Genomic DNA, 14,503 nt, shown 5'->3' with positions numbered 1-14,503 from the left:
GCGGGTCGCAGCCGCTCGTCGAGGACTGCGACCCGCACGGTCACCGCAGTTCTCAGACGAAGTCGACGTTCAGGCAGGCCAGGCGGGCGCCCGCGGTGCCGGCGTGCCCGTCGTGGGTGGCGGTGGCCATCTCGTGGATCACGACCGAACGCGCGCCGCCGTCGCGGAAGCGCCAGTCGTTCCGGGACGTGGCGTGTGCGGCGCCGCGGTGGTCGGTCTCGAAGTCGAGCCAGACCTCGTTGCGCGGGTTGGCATAGCGGGAGTCGACCGACGGCGTGACGGGGTCGACCTGGTCCTGGTAATGCGGGCCCGCGTCGGCCGGCAGCTTCCCGCAGGGCTTGGTGTGCACATGGGCGCCGTACACGCGGTCGGCGACCATGCCCTTCACGAACAGGTGTATGCGGGTCGAGCCGTCGGGACCGGCCCACTCCACTACGGCGGCCCGTGCGCCCTCGGGTGCCAGCGTGGTGTTGTAGGTGACCGCCGTCGCGCCGTCCGCCTGGCTCGCGGGAGCGAACTTCCCGTGGGCCACGGCGAGTCGGGGCGGCTCGGGGTGCCCGGTGGCGGCGGAGGCGGTGGCGGTGGCAGCGCCGAGTGCGGTGACCAGCGTGGCGGCGGTGGCGGCTAAGAGGACGTTGCGCGGGACTCGGCGCATGCGGCTCTCCACTTCGGTGACGCGGACACCGTGTCCGCGGGGTCGGAAACGGAGCGGAGCGGGCCGCGGGCCCCGGCCGGTCGCACCGGCCCGGCCCCGGTCGGCCGACCCCGCTGAGCCGACCCTACCGAGGCGTCGACGGACGTACGTGACCTACGGTCGACATGCGCCGTAATTTCGGGGGAGATACGGTGGAGGCCAACTCGACAAGCGGGCAAGGGCAGTTGACACCCGCCCGGTCAGGTGCGGCGTCCGCGGCACCGGTCGGCCGATCGGCCGCTGCGCCTCCAGGCACCGCCCCGGATCCCCTCCACCGCGCCCCTCAGCTCACTTCTCCAAGTCCCCCCGCATCTCCACGAACAGCTTCCCGGCCTCCGCCAGAGTGCTGTCCTGGAACAGCGCGACGGCCGCCGTGCCCTCGTCGGCCCAGCCGCAGATGACGTTGCCGTCCTCGCTCAGCGAGGCCAGCAGGCACTCCACCGAGCCGCCGAGCGGTCCCGGCTCCACCGGCTGCGCCTCGGGGTTGCCCAGCTCCGGGTCCCACTGGATGTACTCGAGCATGCCCCGGAACAGGTGCTCACGGCGCTTGTTGGTGTCCTCGGGGACATGGTCGACGCCCTCGAACAGCACCGGTCGGCCCTGCCCGGCCGGGTCGCCGTAGTTGCCGGTGACCAGCGTCATGCCCTCCCGCATCTCGCCCGGGTCGACCGGGACGTCCGTGAGGGCCTCGTCGCCCGTCAGCTTCTCCAGGCCGCCCGCGGTCGGGGCGTCCACCAGGGTGCGCGGGCCGCTGTGGTCCGCCGAGGGCGTCGCCGACGCCGGCTCGGAGGCCTGCCCGCTCGGAGAGGCGACGGGGTAGGCCGTGTCCTCCGCCCGGCAGCCGCTGACCGTCAGTACCGTCAGCACCGCCAGCGCCGCGACGGCCGTCAGGCCCGGTCTCGTTCTCCCGGCAGATGCGCGCTTCATCGAATCCCCCCGCTTGCTTCACTCACTGTGTCCTTGGCCGCCCGGTTGCGGCGACCATGATCAGTGACGAGCCGTCCGGCCGATTGGTTCCGGCCACTCGGGGATCTTTTTTCGGGCCGCGTGCTCTCCACGCCGCCCGTTCCGTGCGACCGACCACCGGCCCTCACGCCGCCGGACCCCGGCCTGCAGGCGGCCCGACCTTGCGGGAGCGCTCCCACGACGCGAAGCGCTCCCGTTCGGTCGTTCTTCCGAGCAGGGGGGTGGCCGGCCGGCGGATCAGCGTCCGACGGCGCAGGCGTCCCCGTTGAGCATGAACCGTGCCGGTGCCGAGGCGTCACCGGTGTGGTTGGCGAGGTACCCGAGGGTCACGCTCGCTCCCGGGGCGATCGTGGTGTTGTGCGAGGAGTTCATCGCCCTGACCGTGTTGCTCAGCTGGGTGAGGTCCGTGTTCCAGTCCGAGACGACGGTCTGGCCCGTGGCCAGCGTGAAGTTGAGCGTCCACCCGTCCACCGGGGCGGTGCCCGTGTTGGTGACCGTCAGATCCACGGTCGTACCCGTGCCCCACGACTTCACGGTGCGGTCGACGCGGCAGGTGGGCTCCTGGCGCTCGAACGACACCTTGTGCAGACCGCCGGGCAGGTCGTTGACGACGTAGAACTCGCCCTCGGCCGTGGTGCCGATGGCCGTCACCTGCGTCGGCATCTGGCCGATCTCCGCCGTCTCGTAACCGCCGCTGCCGTTCGGGCGCAGCGCCCAGATGGTGGAGGAGCAGTAGTCGGTGGCGATGTACGTGCCGCCGACCAGGTCGGCGTACTGCCGGCCCCGGTAGACCTGGCCGCCGATCACCGAGCAGCCGCCCGTGTAGGGGGAGTACGTGAAGACCGGCTTGGTGTAGACCTCACCGGGCACGCAGTGGCCGCCCTCGAACTTCTCCAGGCCCTCGTAGCAGGACCAGCCGAGGTTCAACCCGCCCCGTCCGGCCGGGATGTGGTCGATCTCCTCCCAGCGGCCCTGGCCGACGTCGCCGATCCACATGGAGCCGTCGACGCTGTCGAACGAGAACCGCCACGGGTTGCGCAGACCGTAGTGCCAGATCTCCGGGCGGGCGCCGGCCCGGCCGACGAAGGGGTTGTCCGCGGGGACGCAGTACGCCAGCGTGCCGCAGGTGCGGCTGACGTCGATGCGGATGATCTTCCCCAGCAGGGTGTCCAGCCGCTGACCGGCGCGCAGCGGGTCGGCGGAGCCGCCGCCGTCGCCGATGCTCAGGTACAGCTTCCCGTCGGGGCCGAAGGCGAGCTGACCGCCGTTGTGGTTGTTGAACTCGGCGTGCTCGTGGGAGAGCAGCACCTCGAGGCGGGACTCGTCGAGCCGGTAGCGGGCGATGGTGACCGCTCCGTCGGGCAGCGCCGTGTACGCCAGGTACAGGTCCTGGCTCTGGGCGAAGTCGCGCGGAACGGCGAGGCTGAGCAGACCGCGTTCGTTGCCCGACTCGTCGACGGACGAGGTGATGTCCACGAGCGGGGTGCCGGCGAGCCCGGTGTTCGGGTGATAGACGCGGATGGTGCCGGACTTCTCGGTGATGAACAGGCGGCCGGTGCCGTCGTTGGCCGCGACGACGGACGTGGGCCGTCGGAGGCCGAAGGCGACCTGGGTGGTGGTCGCGTGCAGCGACGGCATCGGCACGGCGGCGGCGGCGGTGTTCGCCGCCGCCTTCCGGGGCGCGGTGGTTTCGGCCGCGGCGGACGGGGCCGTCTCGTCGGGCTGGGCCGCGGTCGCGGCGGGCAGCGGAGCGAGTACGGAAAGGAGGAGGGACAGCAGGAGGGGTGCGGTCCAACGGCGTCTTAACATGTCGGCGGCTCCAAGTGCGAGGAGACTTGCACGGGGGTGGCGCATTCATGGACACAAGCGCGCGACCGGGCCCCCCGGCTCACCGGCCTTGCCGGTCGCGAGGGGGGCCGCGGGAGTGGAACGTGCGCTTTCCGGGACGGTATCGGTTTCCCCCTCCGTCACACCAGATCCATATCGCGACTTCCGTTCAGCCTTGGACTTGTCGTGGCAACGGTGCCCGACTCCCGGGCCGCGACCGGCTCGACGCCGTCAGCCGCTCCCGGCCGGCCGCACGTGCAGCCCGAGTCCGCTCGTCCCCGGAGACTCCACGCCCGGCAGCAGGCGCATGTCGTGGTCGTAGTCGCCGCCGGTGAGCGACCGGTAGGGGACCGGTCGCTCCGTGAAGAGGCCGTCCAGCCGACGCGCGTACGCCGCCTGCGTCGCCGCATACCGCTCCTGCGGCAACTCGTTCGTCCCGTGGACCGCGAACGGTTCGAGCGGGGTCATGCCGGTGAACCAGAACAGCCCGTGCTGCACCGGGTGCAGGACGTCCGCGAGACTTCCGTGGATCCCCCGGTCGGAGAACGCCGTCTCCCGTGCGCCGACGGTGACCGACACCAGCGCCCTCCGCCCCGCCAGCGCGCTGTCGCCGTACGGCGGCGGGACCTCGGGGCCGTAGGCGAAACCGCTGGTGAACACCCGGTCGATCCAGCCCTTGAGCATCGCGGGCACGGAGAACCACCACATCGGGAACTGCAGGATCACCGCGTCCGACCAGCGCACCTTCTCCTGCTCCGCCGCGATGTCCGGCGCCAGCCGCCCCGCCAGCGTGGCCCGTTCCGAGGCGGCCATCACATGCAGCCGCCGATCGGGGGCGTGCTCCGGGAAGTCGTCGGCGTCCACGGTCGCCTTCCACTTCATCGCGTACAGATCGGACACCCGCACCTCGTGCCCCGCCGCGCGCAGGTGCCCGACCGCGAAGGAGGCAAGGGCGGCGTTGAGGGAACGGGGCTCGGGGTGGGCGCTGACGACGAGGATCTTCTTCCGCTCGCGCGGCGTGACTTCGTTCATGCGGTTACGTTCTCCCGGACCCGGCCAGGCAGCCAGCACCCTGTCGAACCGGAGGAACGCCGATCCTGGTACTGCCGGGGCCACGCATACTTGACCGCATGAACGGGGTGGAACACACCGCACGCGCGGACGAGTCGGACTCCCGCGCAGGCACGGTCGGGGAACTCGACGGCATCGGCGACCCCCGACGGGCGCTCGGCGGCTTTCTGCGCGCACGGCGAGGGCGGGTCACACCGGAGCGCGTCGGGCTCGCCGGCGGCCGCCGGCGGCGTGTGCACGGGCTGCGCCGCGAGGAACTGGCCCAACTGGCCGGTATCAGCGTGGACTACTACGTACGCCTGGAACAGGGCCGCGCCACCCAGCCGTCCCCCGAGGTGCTCGCCGCCCTGGCCGGGGCGCTCGGCCTCGACACGGCGGAGCGAGCACACCTGGCCACCCTGGCGGGCGCGCGGCACGCCCCCGCGCCCCGGGCGCGGGTCAGCCGCCCGCTGCGGCGGATCCTCGACGCCATGACCGGCCTGCCGGCCTTCGCGACCAACCACCGCCTGGACGTGGTGGCCTGGAACCCTTTGGGCGCCGAACTCGTCGGGGGCGTCGGGGACCCGGCCCGCCGCGACCCGAACAACGCCCGGTACATCTTCCTGGACCCCGCCGCCCGGGACGTCCACCCCGATTGGGAGGCCCGGGCGGCGGAAGTCGTGGGCCAGCTGCGGGTGTCCGCGGGCCGTTACCCGGACGACGCCGAACTGACCGCCCTCGTCACCGAACTCTCCGCCCGCAGCGCCGAGTTCCGGCGGATCTGGGCCACCGGCGAGGTCGTGATGTGCGCGGCGGGCCGCAAGCGGCTGCGGCACCCGGTGGCCGGCCTGCTCACGCTCGACTACGAGACGCTGCACGTCCCGGCGGCCCCGGGCGAACCGGGCCTGGTGGTCCATGTGTTCAGCGCCGAGGAGACCGGCCGGGAGGCCGAGGCCCTCCATCGTCTCGCGCAGGCCTGCGACGGAACTGCCGGGACGGCGCGCTGAACCCCGTACCCGTGCCGCTCAGGCTCCGCTCGTCCGGATGCGATCTCGCCGATCCGCCGAGTCCAGTGCTCGCCACACCGTGTCGGGACGCAGCGGAAGGGACGTGAAGCGGATGCCGGTCGCGTCGCGCACGGCGTTGGCCAGGGCCGGGGCGACGGGGGTGAACGGCAGCTCGCTCATCGGTTTCGGCGCTGCCCGGGACGGGTCCTCGGGCGGGACGAAGTGCACCTCGGGCGGCGGTACTTCGCCGTAGTGGGGGATGAGGTACGTACGCAGGTCGGGCGTGCGGCAGCGGCCCGCGGAGTCGGTGGAGAGGATTTCCCGGAGGGTGGTGCCGACGCCCTGGGCGACGGCGCCTTCGACCTGCCCCCGGCACTGATCAGGGTCCAGCACCGCGCCGGCGTCGGCGACGTGCACGCTGTCGAGGACCCGGACCAGGCCGGTGACTCGGTCGACTTCGACGCGGAACCACTGGGCGCTGAACGCGAGTGACGCGACGGTGTCGTCCGCGCGGGCGGTGGCCTCCGCGCGGAGCGGGGGTCCCGCCGAGCGGGCGTGGTCGTACAGCGCGCCGAGGGGGACGGGGAAGCCGTCGCAGTCGACGGCCTCGGGTCCCGGACGGCACGCGTCGGCGCCGGTGGCGGTGCGGGCCGCCGCCAGCGCCGTGAGGCGTTCGGCGAGCGACCGACAGGCCAGGGTCACCGCGCGACCGGTGAGGACGACGCCCGTCGAACCGAAGCCGCCGCTGTGGTGGTCGAGCAGGTCGGTGTCGGCACGGCCCGGATGGACCCGGTCCGGTGTGGTCCCGAGGATCCGGGCGGCGATGCGACGCAGGATCGTGCCGGTACCGCTGCCGAACTCCGGAAGCGCGGTGTCGAGTTCGTAGTGGCCGTCGGCGCGCAGGGCGACGGCCGCCCGGGCGATGTGCCCGTCGGCGGGGACCGTGTGCTGGGCGGCGACGGCCATGCCCTCACCGATGAGGCGCTGCCCGGCGGCGGACAGGGGGAGGGCGCGCACACGGCGGGCCCGCGCCTGGCCGAGGATGCGCAGACAGCGGCCCAGGCCGGAGTCCATGACCGGGTGTCGGCCGGCGGTGCCGGGAAAGGGCGCCGGCTCGCCGGGACGCAGACAGACGCGCTCGCGCAGCGTCAGGGGATCGAGGCCGAGGCGACGGCCGAGGTCGTCGAGGGCGGATTCGACCGCGAAGACGAGCTGGCCGACCCCGTAGCCGCGGAAGGCGCCCGCGGGAACGTTGTGGGTGTGCACGCAGTAGCCGTCCACGGCGATGTTCGGGCAGCGGTACAAAGCGGTGGCCTCGGTGCAGGCGACGGTGAGGACGGAGGGACCGTGGTCGCCGTACGCGCCGGTGTCGGCGACGACGTGCAGCTTCATCGCCGTGAGCGTGCCGTCGCGGCGTGCGCCGAGGGTGACCCGTACGTGGAAGGGGTGGCGGGTGGTGGTGGCGGTGAGTTCGTCGGCGCGGGAGTTCTCCAGCTGCACGGGGCGCCCCGTGCGCAGGGCGGCCAGCAGTGTGATGTCCTCGGTCTGCAGGTCCTGGCCCCGTCCGAAGGAGCCGCCGAGGCGTCCTGTGGTCACGCGGAGTCGGCCGGGGTCGAGTCCGAAGACCTCGCACAGACGGCGGCGCACCAGGTGCGGGGCCTGGGTGGCGCAGTGCAGGCGGAGGCGGCCGTCCGGACCGGTCCAGGCCCGGCTCGCATGGCATTCCATGGCGCAGTGCTGCACCCGCTGGGTGTGGAAGACGGCTTCGTGGACGACGTCCGCCTCGGCCAGGCCCCGGTCGGGGTCGCCGAGGGCTTCGTGGAACTCGGCGGCGACGTTGCCGTGCCGGTGGACGCGTACGGCGTCCGACCGGAGGGCCTCGTCGGGGTCGGTGACGGCCGGCAGCACGCGGTAGGTCACACGGACCAGCCGAGCGGCCCGCCGTGCGGTGGCCGCGCTCTCGGCGACGACGGCGGCGACGCGCTGCCCGACGTGGCGCACGACGTCGTCCAGGACACGGGTGTCGGCGGGGTCGTCGTCGGTGCGCTCGTGCAGGGCCGTCGAGAAGCGGGTGCCGGGGGCGTCGTGGTGGGTCAGCACGGCGTGGACGCCGGGCACGCCCAGCGCGGCCCTGGTGTCGATCTCCACGATCCGGGCGTGCCGGTGCGGGGAGCGCACCAGCACGATGTGCAGCAGGCCGGACGGCTCCGGGTCGTCCAGTGTGAACCGCGCGGCGCCGGTGACGACGTCGTACGCGGTCCGGTCCGCGGTGTCGGACGCGGGGGCGGCGACGGCTTCCTGCCGGACGTGCGCGGCCCGTACCGCGTCGCCGATGGGCCGGTAGCCGGTGCACCGGCACAGGTTGCCCTTCAGCGCCTGCGGGAGATCGGCGAGCTGGTCCGGCGTCAGGGCGGCGGCGGTCATGACGAAACCGGGCGTGCAGTAGCCGCACTGGAAAGCCCGCGTCCGTGCGAACGCCTCCTGCACGGGGTGTGGCCCGTCGCCCGCCGCCAGCCCTTCCACGGTCGTGACGTCGCACCCGTCGACCCGGTGGGCCGGGTACAGGCAGCTGTGCACGGCCACGCCGTCGACGTGCACGGTGCACGCGCCGCAGTCACCGGTGTCGCACCCCTTCTTGACCCCTGTACGGCCCATGTCCCGCAGATACGTGCGCAGGCACTGCCCTGGCCTCGGCGGCCGCCGGCCGGTCTGGCCGTCGACGCGTACGGAGAAGGAGGGAAAGGGGGAGAAGGACGAGAAGGACGAGAAGGGGAAGGACACGGCTACCGCTCCTTCGCCAGTGCGCCGCGGATTTCCTCCGCCAGATGCGTCGTCAGGTGCCGGCGCCAGTCCGCCCGTCCGTGGGCGTCCTCCAGGAACAGGTCCGGCGTCAGCGTCGCCCGCAGCCCCGCCCGCAGTTCGGAGGCGGTCGGCGTACCGGTGAAGGAGACGGTCGCCGGGCGTGTCGTGGCGGCCGTGACGGCGAGGGTCACCCCTCCGCCCACCGGGTCGCGGGCGCCGGTCACCAAAGCGACCGAGCGGCCCCACGGGTGCGTGCTCACCCGGCGCATCGTGCCGCCCTCCGCGAGCGCGGCGGCCGGGAGGACGAGGGAGCGCAGCAGTTCGCCGGGCAGCAGAACGGTGCTCCCCGGTCCGGTCACGAAGTCGGCCGCGGGCACCTCGCGTTCCCGTCCGTCGAGCCCCTGCGTCCGGCACACCCCCCGCAGCGCCACGGCGAGCGAGACCATGGGACCGGCGGGCAGGGCCACGCACAGGTTCCCGCCCACCGTGGCGGCGTTCCACACCTTGAAGGAGGACGAGAACGCCCGGCAGCAGGCGGCGATGAGTGAGCGGCCCGCCGACCACGGACCGTCCGCGGCCTCGGCGAACGCGAGCAGCTCGGCGACGGTGCAGGTGGCCGCCACCTCGATCCCGTCCCCGGTCACCGTCAGGGGCGGCCACCCGCAGGCACCCAGATCGCGCAGCCGCCGAAGACCGGGCCGGGGCTCGGCGAACAGCGACGTACCGCCCGCCAGCCAGGCGTCCCCCGGTCGCCAGGGCAGGGCGTGCCGCCCGTCGACGACCTCCTCCACAGCTGTCAGATCCATGGACCGTCTCCGCTCGTCGCGCCACGGCGGGTGCCGGCCGGCGGTGAGCCCGCCGGCCCGGCGGGCTCCTTGCCGCGTCCATTCCGCCCGGCCACAGGAAGGTTCCCCTCGCGCGGAAGAGGGCAAGGGAACCGAACGGGTGACGTGCGGGCGTCGGCGGGCGTGCGGCGGCCGTGCGTTCCCTCCCGTACGACGTCCCTCCCGTACGACGCCCTTCCCCTACGACGTCCCTCCGGTACGGCCTCCGCCTCCCCACGGCCGCCCCGCCCTCCCTGCGCCGCCCCGCGCGCATCGGCGCCTTTCGCGCGTCACCGACGCTTGCGACCGGATCCCACCGTGTCGGGCGGCGCCGCGCCGCGCACCTGGGCCAGCGTCGCGGTCAGGGACTGCCGGACGTCGGCCGCGACCTCCAGGTTCATCGCGTCCATGGCCTGGCGGCCGAGCCGTTCCAGGAGCGCGACGCCGTCCTCGACACGTCCGTCGAGCATGGTCAGCCGGCCTTCGAGGACCAGCAGCCGCGCCCGGTGCCGGTACGGCAGCCGCAGGTCCTCGTCCGACAGCAAAGCCCGGCACAGGGTCCGGGCGTCGTCCAGCCTTCCCTCGTGGAAGGCGAGCTGGGCGCTCAGCGCCCGCAACTCGTGCACCTGCGACGGCGTGCCGGTCAGTTCGATGACCTTCCCGGCCTCCTCGAGCCAGCGCCGGGCCGCCTCCAGCCGGGGTGGCGACATCGCGAGGGCCGCGGCCGTCGCACAGGTGCGCAGCCGGGTCCACAAGCCCGGGTCGTCCGCGCCGTTGAGCAGGCCGAGGGCTCTCTCCAGCCGGTCCTGTGCGGTGACGTGGTCCCCTTGGCGGTGACTGACCCGGGAGGCGGTGCACAGGGCTTCGGCCGCCTGGGGCGCGGTGGCCCCGGGGAGGAGGTCGCGCTCCAGTTCGCGGACGTGCCGGCCGGCCGCGTCGAGCCGGCCCAGCTCCGCCTCGACGTCGATCAGCGCCATCAGCGCGGCCATGGCGTCGGCCGCCTGCAGTTCCTCCTCGCGGGCGATGGCCCATGCGGTCTCGGCGGCGGGCTCGGCCGTGCGCAGGTCGCCGAGGGCCCGCAGGCAGTGCGCGTACTGGACGTTCGCCCTCGTCCGCAGTTCCGGCGCCGCCAATCGGTCGCTCAGTTCGACGAGTTCGCGCAGCCGGGCGCGCTCCGTCTCGTAGTCGCCGTTGCTGTTGTCGCGGCGGCTGAGCAGCCACAGCGCGTGCCAGCGGTCGGCGGGGTCGGCGCTCGTGTCGTCCCGCAGCGCCCGGAGCAGGGAGGCGGTGCGGTTCGCGCCGGTCGGCGCCGACGCCGCCGCGGCGAGTGCGTGGTTGAGGGGAAGGTCGCCCAGTGGATCGGTCAGAGCGGACACCTCGACGCCGAGGCGCTCGGCGAGGTAGGCGACGGCACGCGTGGTGGGCCGGCGTTCACCGGACTCCAGCCGTGACAGGTAGCCCGTCGACATGCCCTCGCCGACGACCGCCGCCTGACTCAACCCCCGTTCGCGCCTGAGCCTTCTCAGCCGTCGTCCGAAGTGCGGCTGCTCGAGCTTTCCCACGCTCCGATCCCCCGAGGTCACCGTGAGTCCGCGTCGTTCCGCCCGAGGCGAGGGCAGCGCGCGGAAGTCGCTCGTATTTTACGAATCGTTGACAGGGCGGGCAACGCGGTCACGGTCCCGAAACCTTTCGGAGACGCGCCGGCGTTCTCGTCGGGCGTGACATCCGGGGTTTCCCGCAAGGTCGCCGCGTTCCGTCCAAGTGGCCTGCCGGTGAACGGCGTTGACGCCGTGCCGGACCTCGCAGGCAAACCCTTGCCAAGGGCGTTGGCGGGCCTTAGCCTTCGAAGTACCGGCCAGATGCGACCTTGCCCCTCGTCTCCGGAGGTTCCCGTGCCCTTTCGCGCCCAGTTGGGCACGTTACGGAGGTCGACCGCGGGGATCGTCGCGACAGCCGTCTGCTCAGGAGTCACCGGACGCTCCGGAGACTCGCGCGAGCGCAGTGGTGATTCCTGGTAACCCTGATCGTGCAACTGCGGGGCGTAAAAGAGCCTCGACAACGTTGTCCGACGGTCGTGCCGCACATCCCAGCCCCCCACGCACACAGAAGGACGTTACGTCCGTGGCCACCACGAGCAGCACCCTTTCCTCCCTCACATCCCTGTCCTCCTTTTCATGTCTCCCCGTCCCGCCTTCCTCCGACGCCAAAAAGGCGGCCGGCGCACCCCGTTCCCGGGAATCGGCCCAGGAATTCGCCGGCAGTCGGCGCCGCCGCGCCTACACGGCCCACGCATCCGCCCGGGACACGTCCGTCACTGCCGCGGAGGCGGAATTCGCGGCGCTGTTCGGCCTGAGTTCGGGCGAGATATACGGACGTGATCTGTGCGACCTCCTCCTCGCCCGGTCGCCCGCGGACCTGCGGCGCCGGTTCACCGCTCTCACCGAAGGCCGGGCGAGTTCCTTCACGGAACGGGTGACCGGCCGGGACGGCATCGGCCGGACCTTCCACGCGCACCTGACGGTGACCGCGGTCGCCGACCCGCACGGTCCGGCGGGACTGGTCGTCCTCCTGCACCGCACCGGCCATCCCGATCCGGCGGACCCGAACGGCCGGCACACCCTCAGCGAACTCGACGCCCGTGTCCTCGAAGGAGTGGCGGGCGGCGCGTCGACGGTGCAGTTGGCGAGCAGCCTCTACATGAGCCGTCAGGGCGTCGAATACCGTGTGGGGCGGTTGTTGCGCAGATTCGACGCGCCCAACCGTCCGGCGCTCGTCGCCCGGGCCCACGGGCTGGGCATGTTCGCCGAGGGACAGTGGCCGCCGCGCGTGCTGCCGGACTTCGTCGAGTAGCCGGCACCGGTCGCGCGGCTCACGCCGGGGCGGCTGCGCACCGCGCGCAGCCGCCCCGGAGCGTCCTTCTCGTCGCCCTCGGCGGTCGCCGGCCACCGCCACGCGCCGAGCGAACGTGATCGGCCGTCAGTTCCGTCCGACCGCCCCGGGGCCGCCCTCGCGTCAGGCGGCCGAAGGCAGCCACGCCTCGCGGAACCGGCGGCGGGCCCGGTGCAGACGGGACCGGACCGTCCCCACCGGCAGCGACAGGACCCGCGCCATCTCCTCCTCGTTGAGCCCGTACGTGCGCAGCGTGAGGACCTGCCGGTGGGAGGCGGAGAGCCGGTCCAGTACGTCGCTGATGTGCACGGTGTCCAGCGGGTTCGCCTCCTGCCCCGAGTCGACCTGCACGCAGGCCTCCTCGTCCGCCGCGCGCTTCACGGTGCGGACGGCCTCCCGCAGGGTCACCGCACGCACCCAGCCGTAGAACGCGTTCGGCTCGCGCAGGGTGGGCAGGCCGCGGTAGATGGCGAGGAGTGCCTCCTGGGTGGCGTCGGCGCCGTCGTCGTGGGTGACGGACCGGCACAGTCGGGCGACGTAGGGCGTGATGCCGGTCAGCAGGTGGTTCATGGCCTGCTCGTCCCCCGCCTGGGCCCGGGGCAGCAGGGCGAGGGGGGCGGGCATGTGGCTGACAGTGCTCATGTGGGGGAGTGCTCCTTGTGGCAGCCGGTGCGGTCGGGCGCGGTGGGCCGGGGCGGCCGTCCTCAGCGGGCGTCCGCGAGTGCGGGAGATGCCTCGGCGGCGTCCGCGAACGCGAGGAGACCGGCCAGGACGTCGTCGCGGAAGGCGTGCATGAAGGACGGGCTGAAGCAGCCGGTGAAGTGGGGGAACTCGACGGCGAGCCGTCCTTCGAAGGCGACGACGCACGCCATGACGGGACTGCGGCCCGCCTGCGGGAAGTAGTTCTCACGCGCGGGCACCAGCCGGACGTCGGTGACGTCCAGCCCGGCCGGCGTCCGGGGGCCGGGCTGGACGCCCATGTTCGTGGCGATCACGGTGGCCAGCTGGAGCGCCGGATTGCGGGGGATCTCCGGCGTGATCCGCATCTCGTGGTACTGCTCCCCGCGGTCGATGGAGTCGCGCAGCCGGGTGTGGACCGTACGCGCCAGCTCCATCGGATCGGTGTCGCCGGCCACCTCGACGGTCTGCAGATGGGTGGTGACCGCCGGGACCATGACCGCGGCCGGCAGCGGCGGCGACAGCCGGGACCGCAGGTCCACGGGGGACAGACAGCCGAGCGTGCGGGGGCCGTCGCCCTCCAGGCGGCGCCGTGCCGTCGTGAGGAGCGCGGCGGCGACGAGGGAGTGCACGGACAGGCCCGCCGCGCGTGCGGTACGCCGCAGCCGGGCGGTGCGCTCCTCGTCCAGGGTCAGCCGGCACGCCTCGATACGGCCGTCGGCGGCCGGCGCCGAGCCCGGTCCGGCGTCGTCGGCGGCCGGGCGCGTGACGTCGTAGGGCACGAGCTGGACGGGGTGGCGCCGTGTCTCCTCGATGCGCCGCTCCAGGTGGGCGGCCGTGGCCGCCGGATCGGTGCCGGGCAGCAACTCGCTGACCGGCCGCGGCCAGTCCTCGCCGACGGACGCGGCCGGGCCGGTCCCGGCCGCCTCCCGCGGGTCCGCGCCGCCCTCGACCAGGGTCCGGTAGTGGTCCCAGACGGCGTTGAGCAGAGCGATGCTGCTGTGCCCGTCGGTGACCGTGTGGTCCACGACCATGACGAACAGATGGCTGTCGCCCTCCGGCGCGCTCACCAGGACCGCGCGGCTGAGCGGGCCGCCGACCGGAAGCGGGGTGTTCAGCTCGGCGGCGTAGGCGTCCTCGCCTCCGGTGCGGGTGATCAGACGCGGCCGCTCCTCCTCGCCCAGGAGCTGCAGCGCGAAGCCGCCGCCGTCCGGGGCGATGCGCGACCGCAGGGTCGGATGGGCCTGCGTGGCGGCGTCGAACGCCGCGGACAGCGCCCCCACGTCGATCCGTCCACGCAGGGTGCAGGAGAGCACCGCTCTGCTTCGCTGTCCGACGTACAGCGTCTCGACCGGGCACAACGCACGGTGCATGCCGCCAGCCTTTCTGCTTCGATCACTTTCCGGGTGCACGCGGCGGTGACGGTTCCGTCACCGCGGGGGGCTCGAATGCCCGACGCCGTCAGAGAGTGCATCGCCGGCGGCGACGGAATCCACCCGTGGCCCATGGCGGCGGGGAAGTTGCGGGAATTCCCTGAATTCCGCCGGGGGCGCGGCTATCCCTACTCCTTCGTTCTTCAGGGAAACACCTGAATCCCCGGGCCGGGCCCGGTCCGCACTTGATCCGTTTCCTCGTGGCGGCGCACCCTTGGGGCACTTGCAGGACCCGCGACGGGGCCGTGCCGGCCCCACGCTCCCGGCGTGCGACCGCCTTTCCCCGCTTCCGGGCCCAGGCCGCACCCCCCGCCCGCCCGCCCGGCCGTCCGG

Annotated in this window: 11 protein-coding genes; 2 read left to right on the top strand and 9 right to left on the bottom strand. The window is 73.3% G+C overall.

The features are described 5' to 3' along the window. Positions 1-52: 52 nt before the first annotated feature. The 4 genes from ABZY13_RS08510 to ABZY13_RS08495 form a co-directional block, all read right to left on the bottom strand. On the bottom strand, positions 53-655 hold the full coding sequence (locus ABZY13_RS08510) for a superoxide dismutase family protein (protein WP_356628118.1): 603 nt from the start codon (positions 653-655) through the stop codon (positions 53-55). A gap of 327 nt (positions 656-982) precedes the next feature. Continuing rightward, a complete protein-coding gene (locus ABZY13_RS08505; protein ID WP_356628117.1) occupies positions 983-1,621 on the bottom strand; it encodes a hypothetical protein in 639 nt (212 codons plus the stop codon). 276 nt (positions 1,622-1,897) lie between these two features. Continuing rightward, entirely contained in the window at positions 1,898-3,469 is a 1,572-nt protein-coding gene (locus tag ABZY13_RS08500; RefSeq protein WP_356628116.1) for a PQQ-dependent sugar dehydrogenase, read from the bottom strand. Between the two features lie 249 nt (positions 3,470-3,718). Beyond that, positions 3,719-4,519, bottom strand: a complete 801-nt coding sequence (locus ABZY13_RS08495) for an NAD(P)H-dependent oxidoreductase (protein ID WP_356628115.1) — start codon at positions 4,517-4,519, stop codon at positions 3,719-3,721. A gap of 98 nt (positions 4,520-4,617) precedes the next feature. On the opposite strand from ABZY13_RS08495, the gene ABZY13_RS08490 reads away from it, so the two are divergent. Beyond that, entirely contained in the window at positions 4,618-5,544 is a 927-nt protein-coding gene (locus tag ABZY13_RS08490) for a helix-turn-helix transcriptional regulator (protein ID WP_356628114.1), read from the top strand. Between the two features lie 18 nt (positions 5,545-5,562). Here the strand turns inward: ABZY13_RS08490 and ABZY13_RS08485 are convergent, their stop codons facing one another. The 3 genes from ABZY13_RS08485 to ABZY13_RS08475 all read right to left on the bottom strand — a co-directional run bounded on the left by ABZY13_RS08485 (position 5,563) and on the right by ABZY13_RS08475 (position 10,732). Beyond that, positions 5,563-8,325 (bottom strand): molybdopterin cofactor-binding domain-containing protein, encoded by a 2,763-nt coding sequence (locus ABZY13_RS08485; protein WP_356628113.1) that lies wholly within the window; start codon positions 8,323-8,325, stop codon positions 5,563-5,565. Positions 8,326-8,327: 2 nt separating this feature from the next. Further along, entirely contained in the window at positions 8,328-9,152 is an 825-nt protein-coding gene (locus ABZY13_RS08480; RefSeq protein ID WP_356628112.1) for an FAD binding domain-containing protein, read from the bottom strand. A 308-nt stretch (positions 9,153-9,460) separates the two neighbouring features. After that, entirely contained in the window at positions 9,461-10,732 is a 1,272-nt protein-coding gene (locus ABZY13_RS08475; protein ID WP_356628111.1) for a helix-turn-helix domain-containing protein, read from the bottom strand. A gap of 559 nt (positions 10,733-11,291) precedes the next feature. On the opposite strand from ABZY13_RS08475, the gene ABZY13_RS08470 reads away from it, so the two are divergent. Beyond that, positions 11,292-12,020 carry a PAS domain-containing protein gene (locus ABZY13_RS08470; RefSeq protein WP_356628110.1) on the top strand — a complete coding sequence of 243 codons (729 nt, stop codon included), beginning with the start codon at positions 11,292-11,294 and terminating at the stop codon, positions 12,018-12,020. A gap of 162 nt (positions 12,021-12,182) precedes the next feature. Here the strand turns inward: ABZY13_RS08470 and ABZY13_RS08465 are convergent, their stop codons facing one another. Together ABZY13_RS08465 and ABZY13_RS08460 are read right to left on the bottom strand one after the other, a co-directional pair. After that, positions 12,183-12,701: an RNA polymerase sigma factor gene (locus ABZY13_RS08465; protein ID WP_356628109.1), complete on the bottom strand. Its 519-nt coding sequence runs from the start codon at positions 12,699-12,701 to the stop codon at positions 12,183-12,185. A gap of 62 nt (positions 12,702-12,763) precedes the next feature. Next, on the bottom strand, positions 12,764-14,110 hold the full coding sequence (locus ABZY13_RS08460; RefSeq protein WP_356628108.1) for a protein kinase: 1,347 nt from the start codon (positions 14,108-14,110) through the stop codon (positions 12,764-12,766). Positions 14,111-14,503 lie beyond the last annotated feature (393 nt).

Source organism: Streptomyces sp. NPDC006610, from assembly GCF_040611575.1.
Taxonomy (GTDB): domain Bacteria; phylum Actinomycetota; class Actinomycetes; order Streptomycetales; family Streptomycetaceae; genus Streptomyces.
This window is presented reverse-complemented; position numbering and strand designations above follow the sequence as displayed.

Bases quoted from the DNA above. Each gene is read 5' to 3' on its own strand.
- ABZY13_RS08505 (WP_356628117.1), bottom strand. From the start codon at position 1,621: ATGAAGCGCGCATCTGCCGGGAGAACGAGACCGGGCCTGACGGCCGTC.
- ABZY13_RS08460 (WP_356628108.1), bottom strand. From the start codon at position 14,110: ATGCACCGTGCGTTGTGCCCGGTCGAGACGCTGTACGTCGGACAGCGA.
- ABZY13_RS08500 (WP_356628116.1), bottom strand. From the start codon at position 3,469: ATGTTAAGACGCCGTTGGACCGCACCCCTCCTGCTGTCCCTCCTCCTT.
- ABZY13_RS08490 (WP_356628114.1), top strand. From the start codon at position 4,618: ATGAACGGGGTGGAACACACCGCACGCGCGGACGAGTCGGACTCCCGC.
- ABZY13_RS08495 (WP_356628115.1), bottom strand. From the start codon at position 4,519: ATGAACGAAGTCACGCCGCGCGAGCGGAAGAAGATCCTCGTCGTCAGC.
- ABZY13_RS08480 (WP_356628112.1), bottom strand. From the start codon at position 9,152: ATGGATCTGACAGCTGTGGAGGAGGTCGTCGACGGGCGGCACGCCCTG.
- ABZY13_RS08510 (WP_356628118.1), bottom strand. From the start codon at position 655: ATGCGCCGAGTCCCGCGCAACGTCCTCTTAGCCGCCACCGCCGCCACG.
- ABZY13_RS08465 (WP_356628109.1), bottom strand. From the start codon at position 12,701: ATGAGCACTGTCAGCCACATGCCCGCCCCCCTCGCCCTGCTGCCCCGG.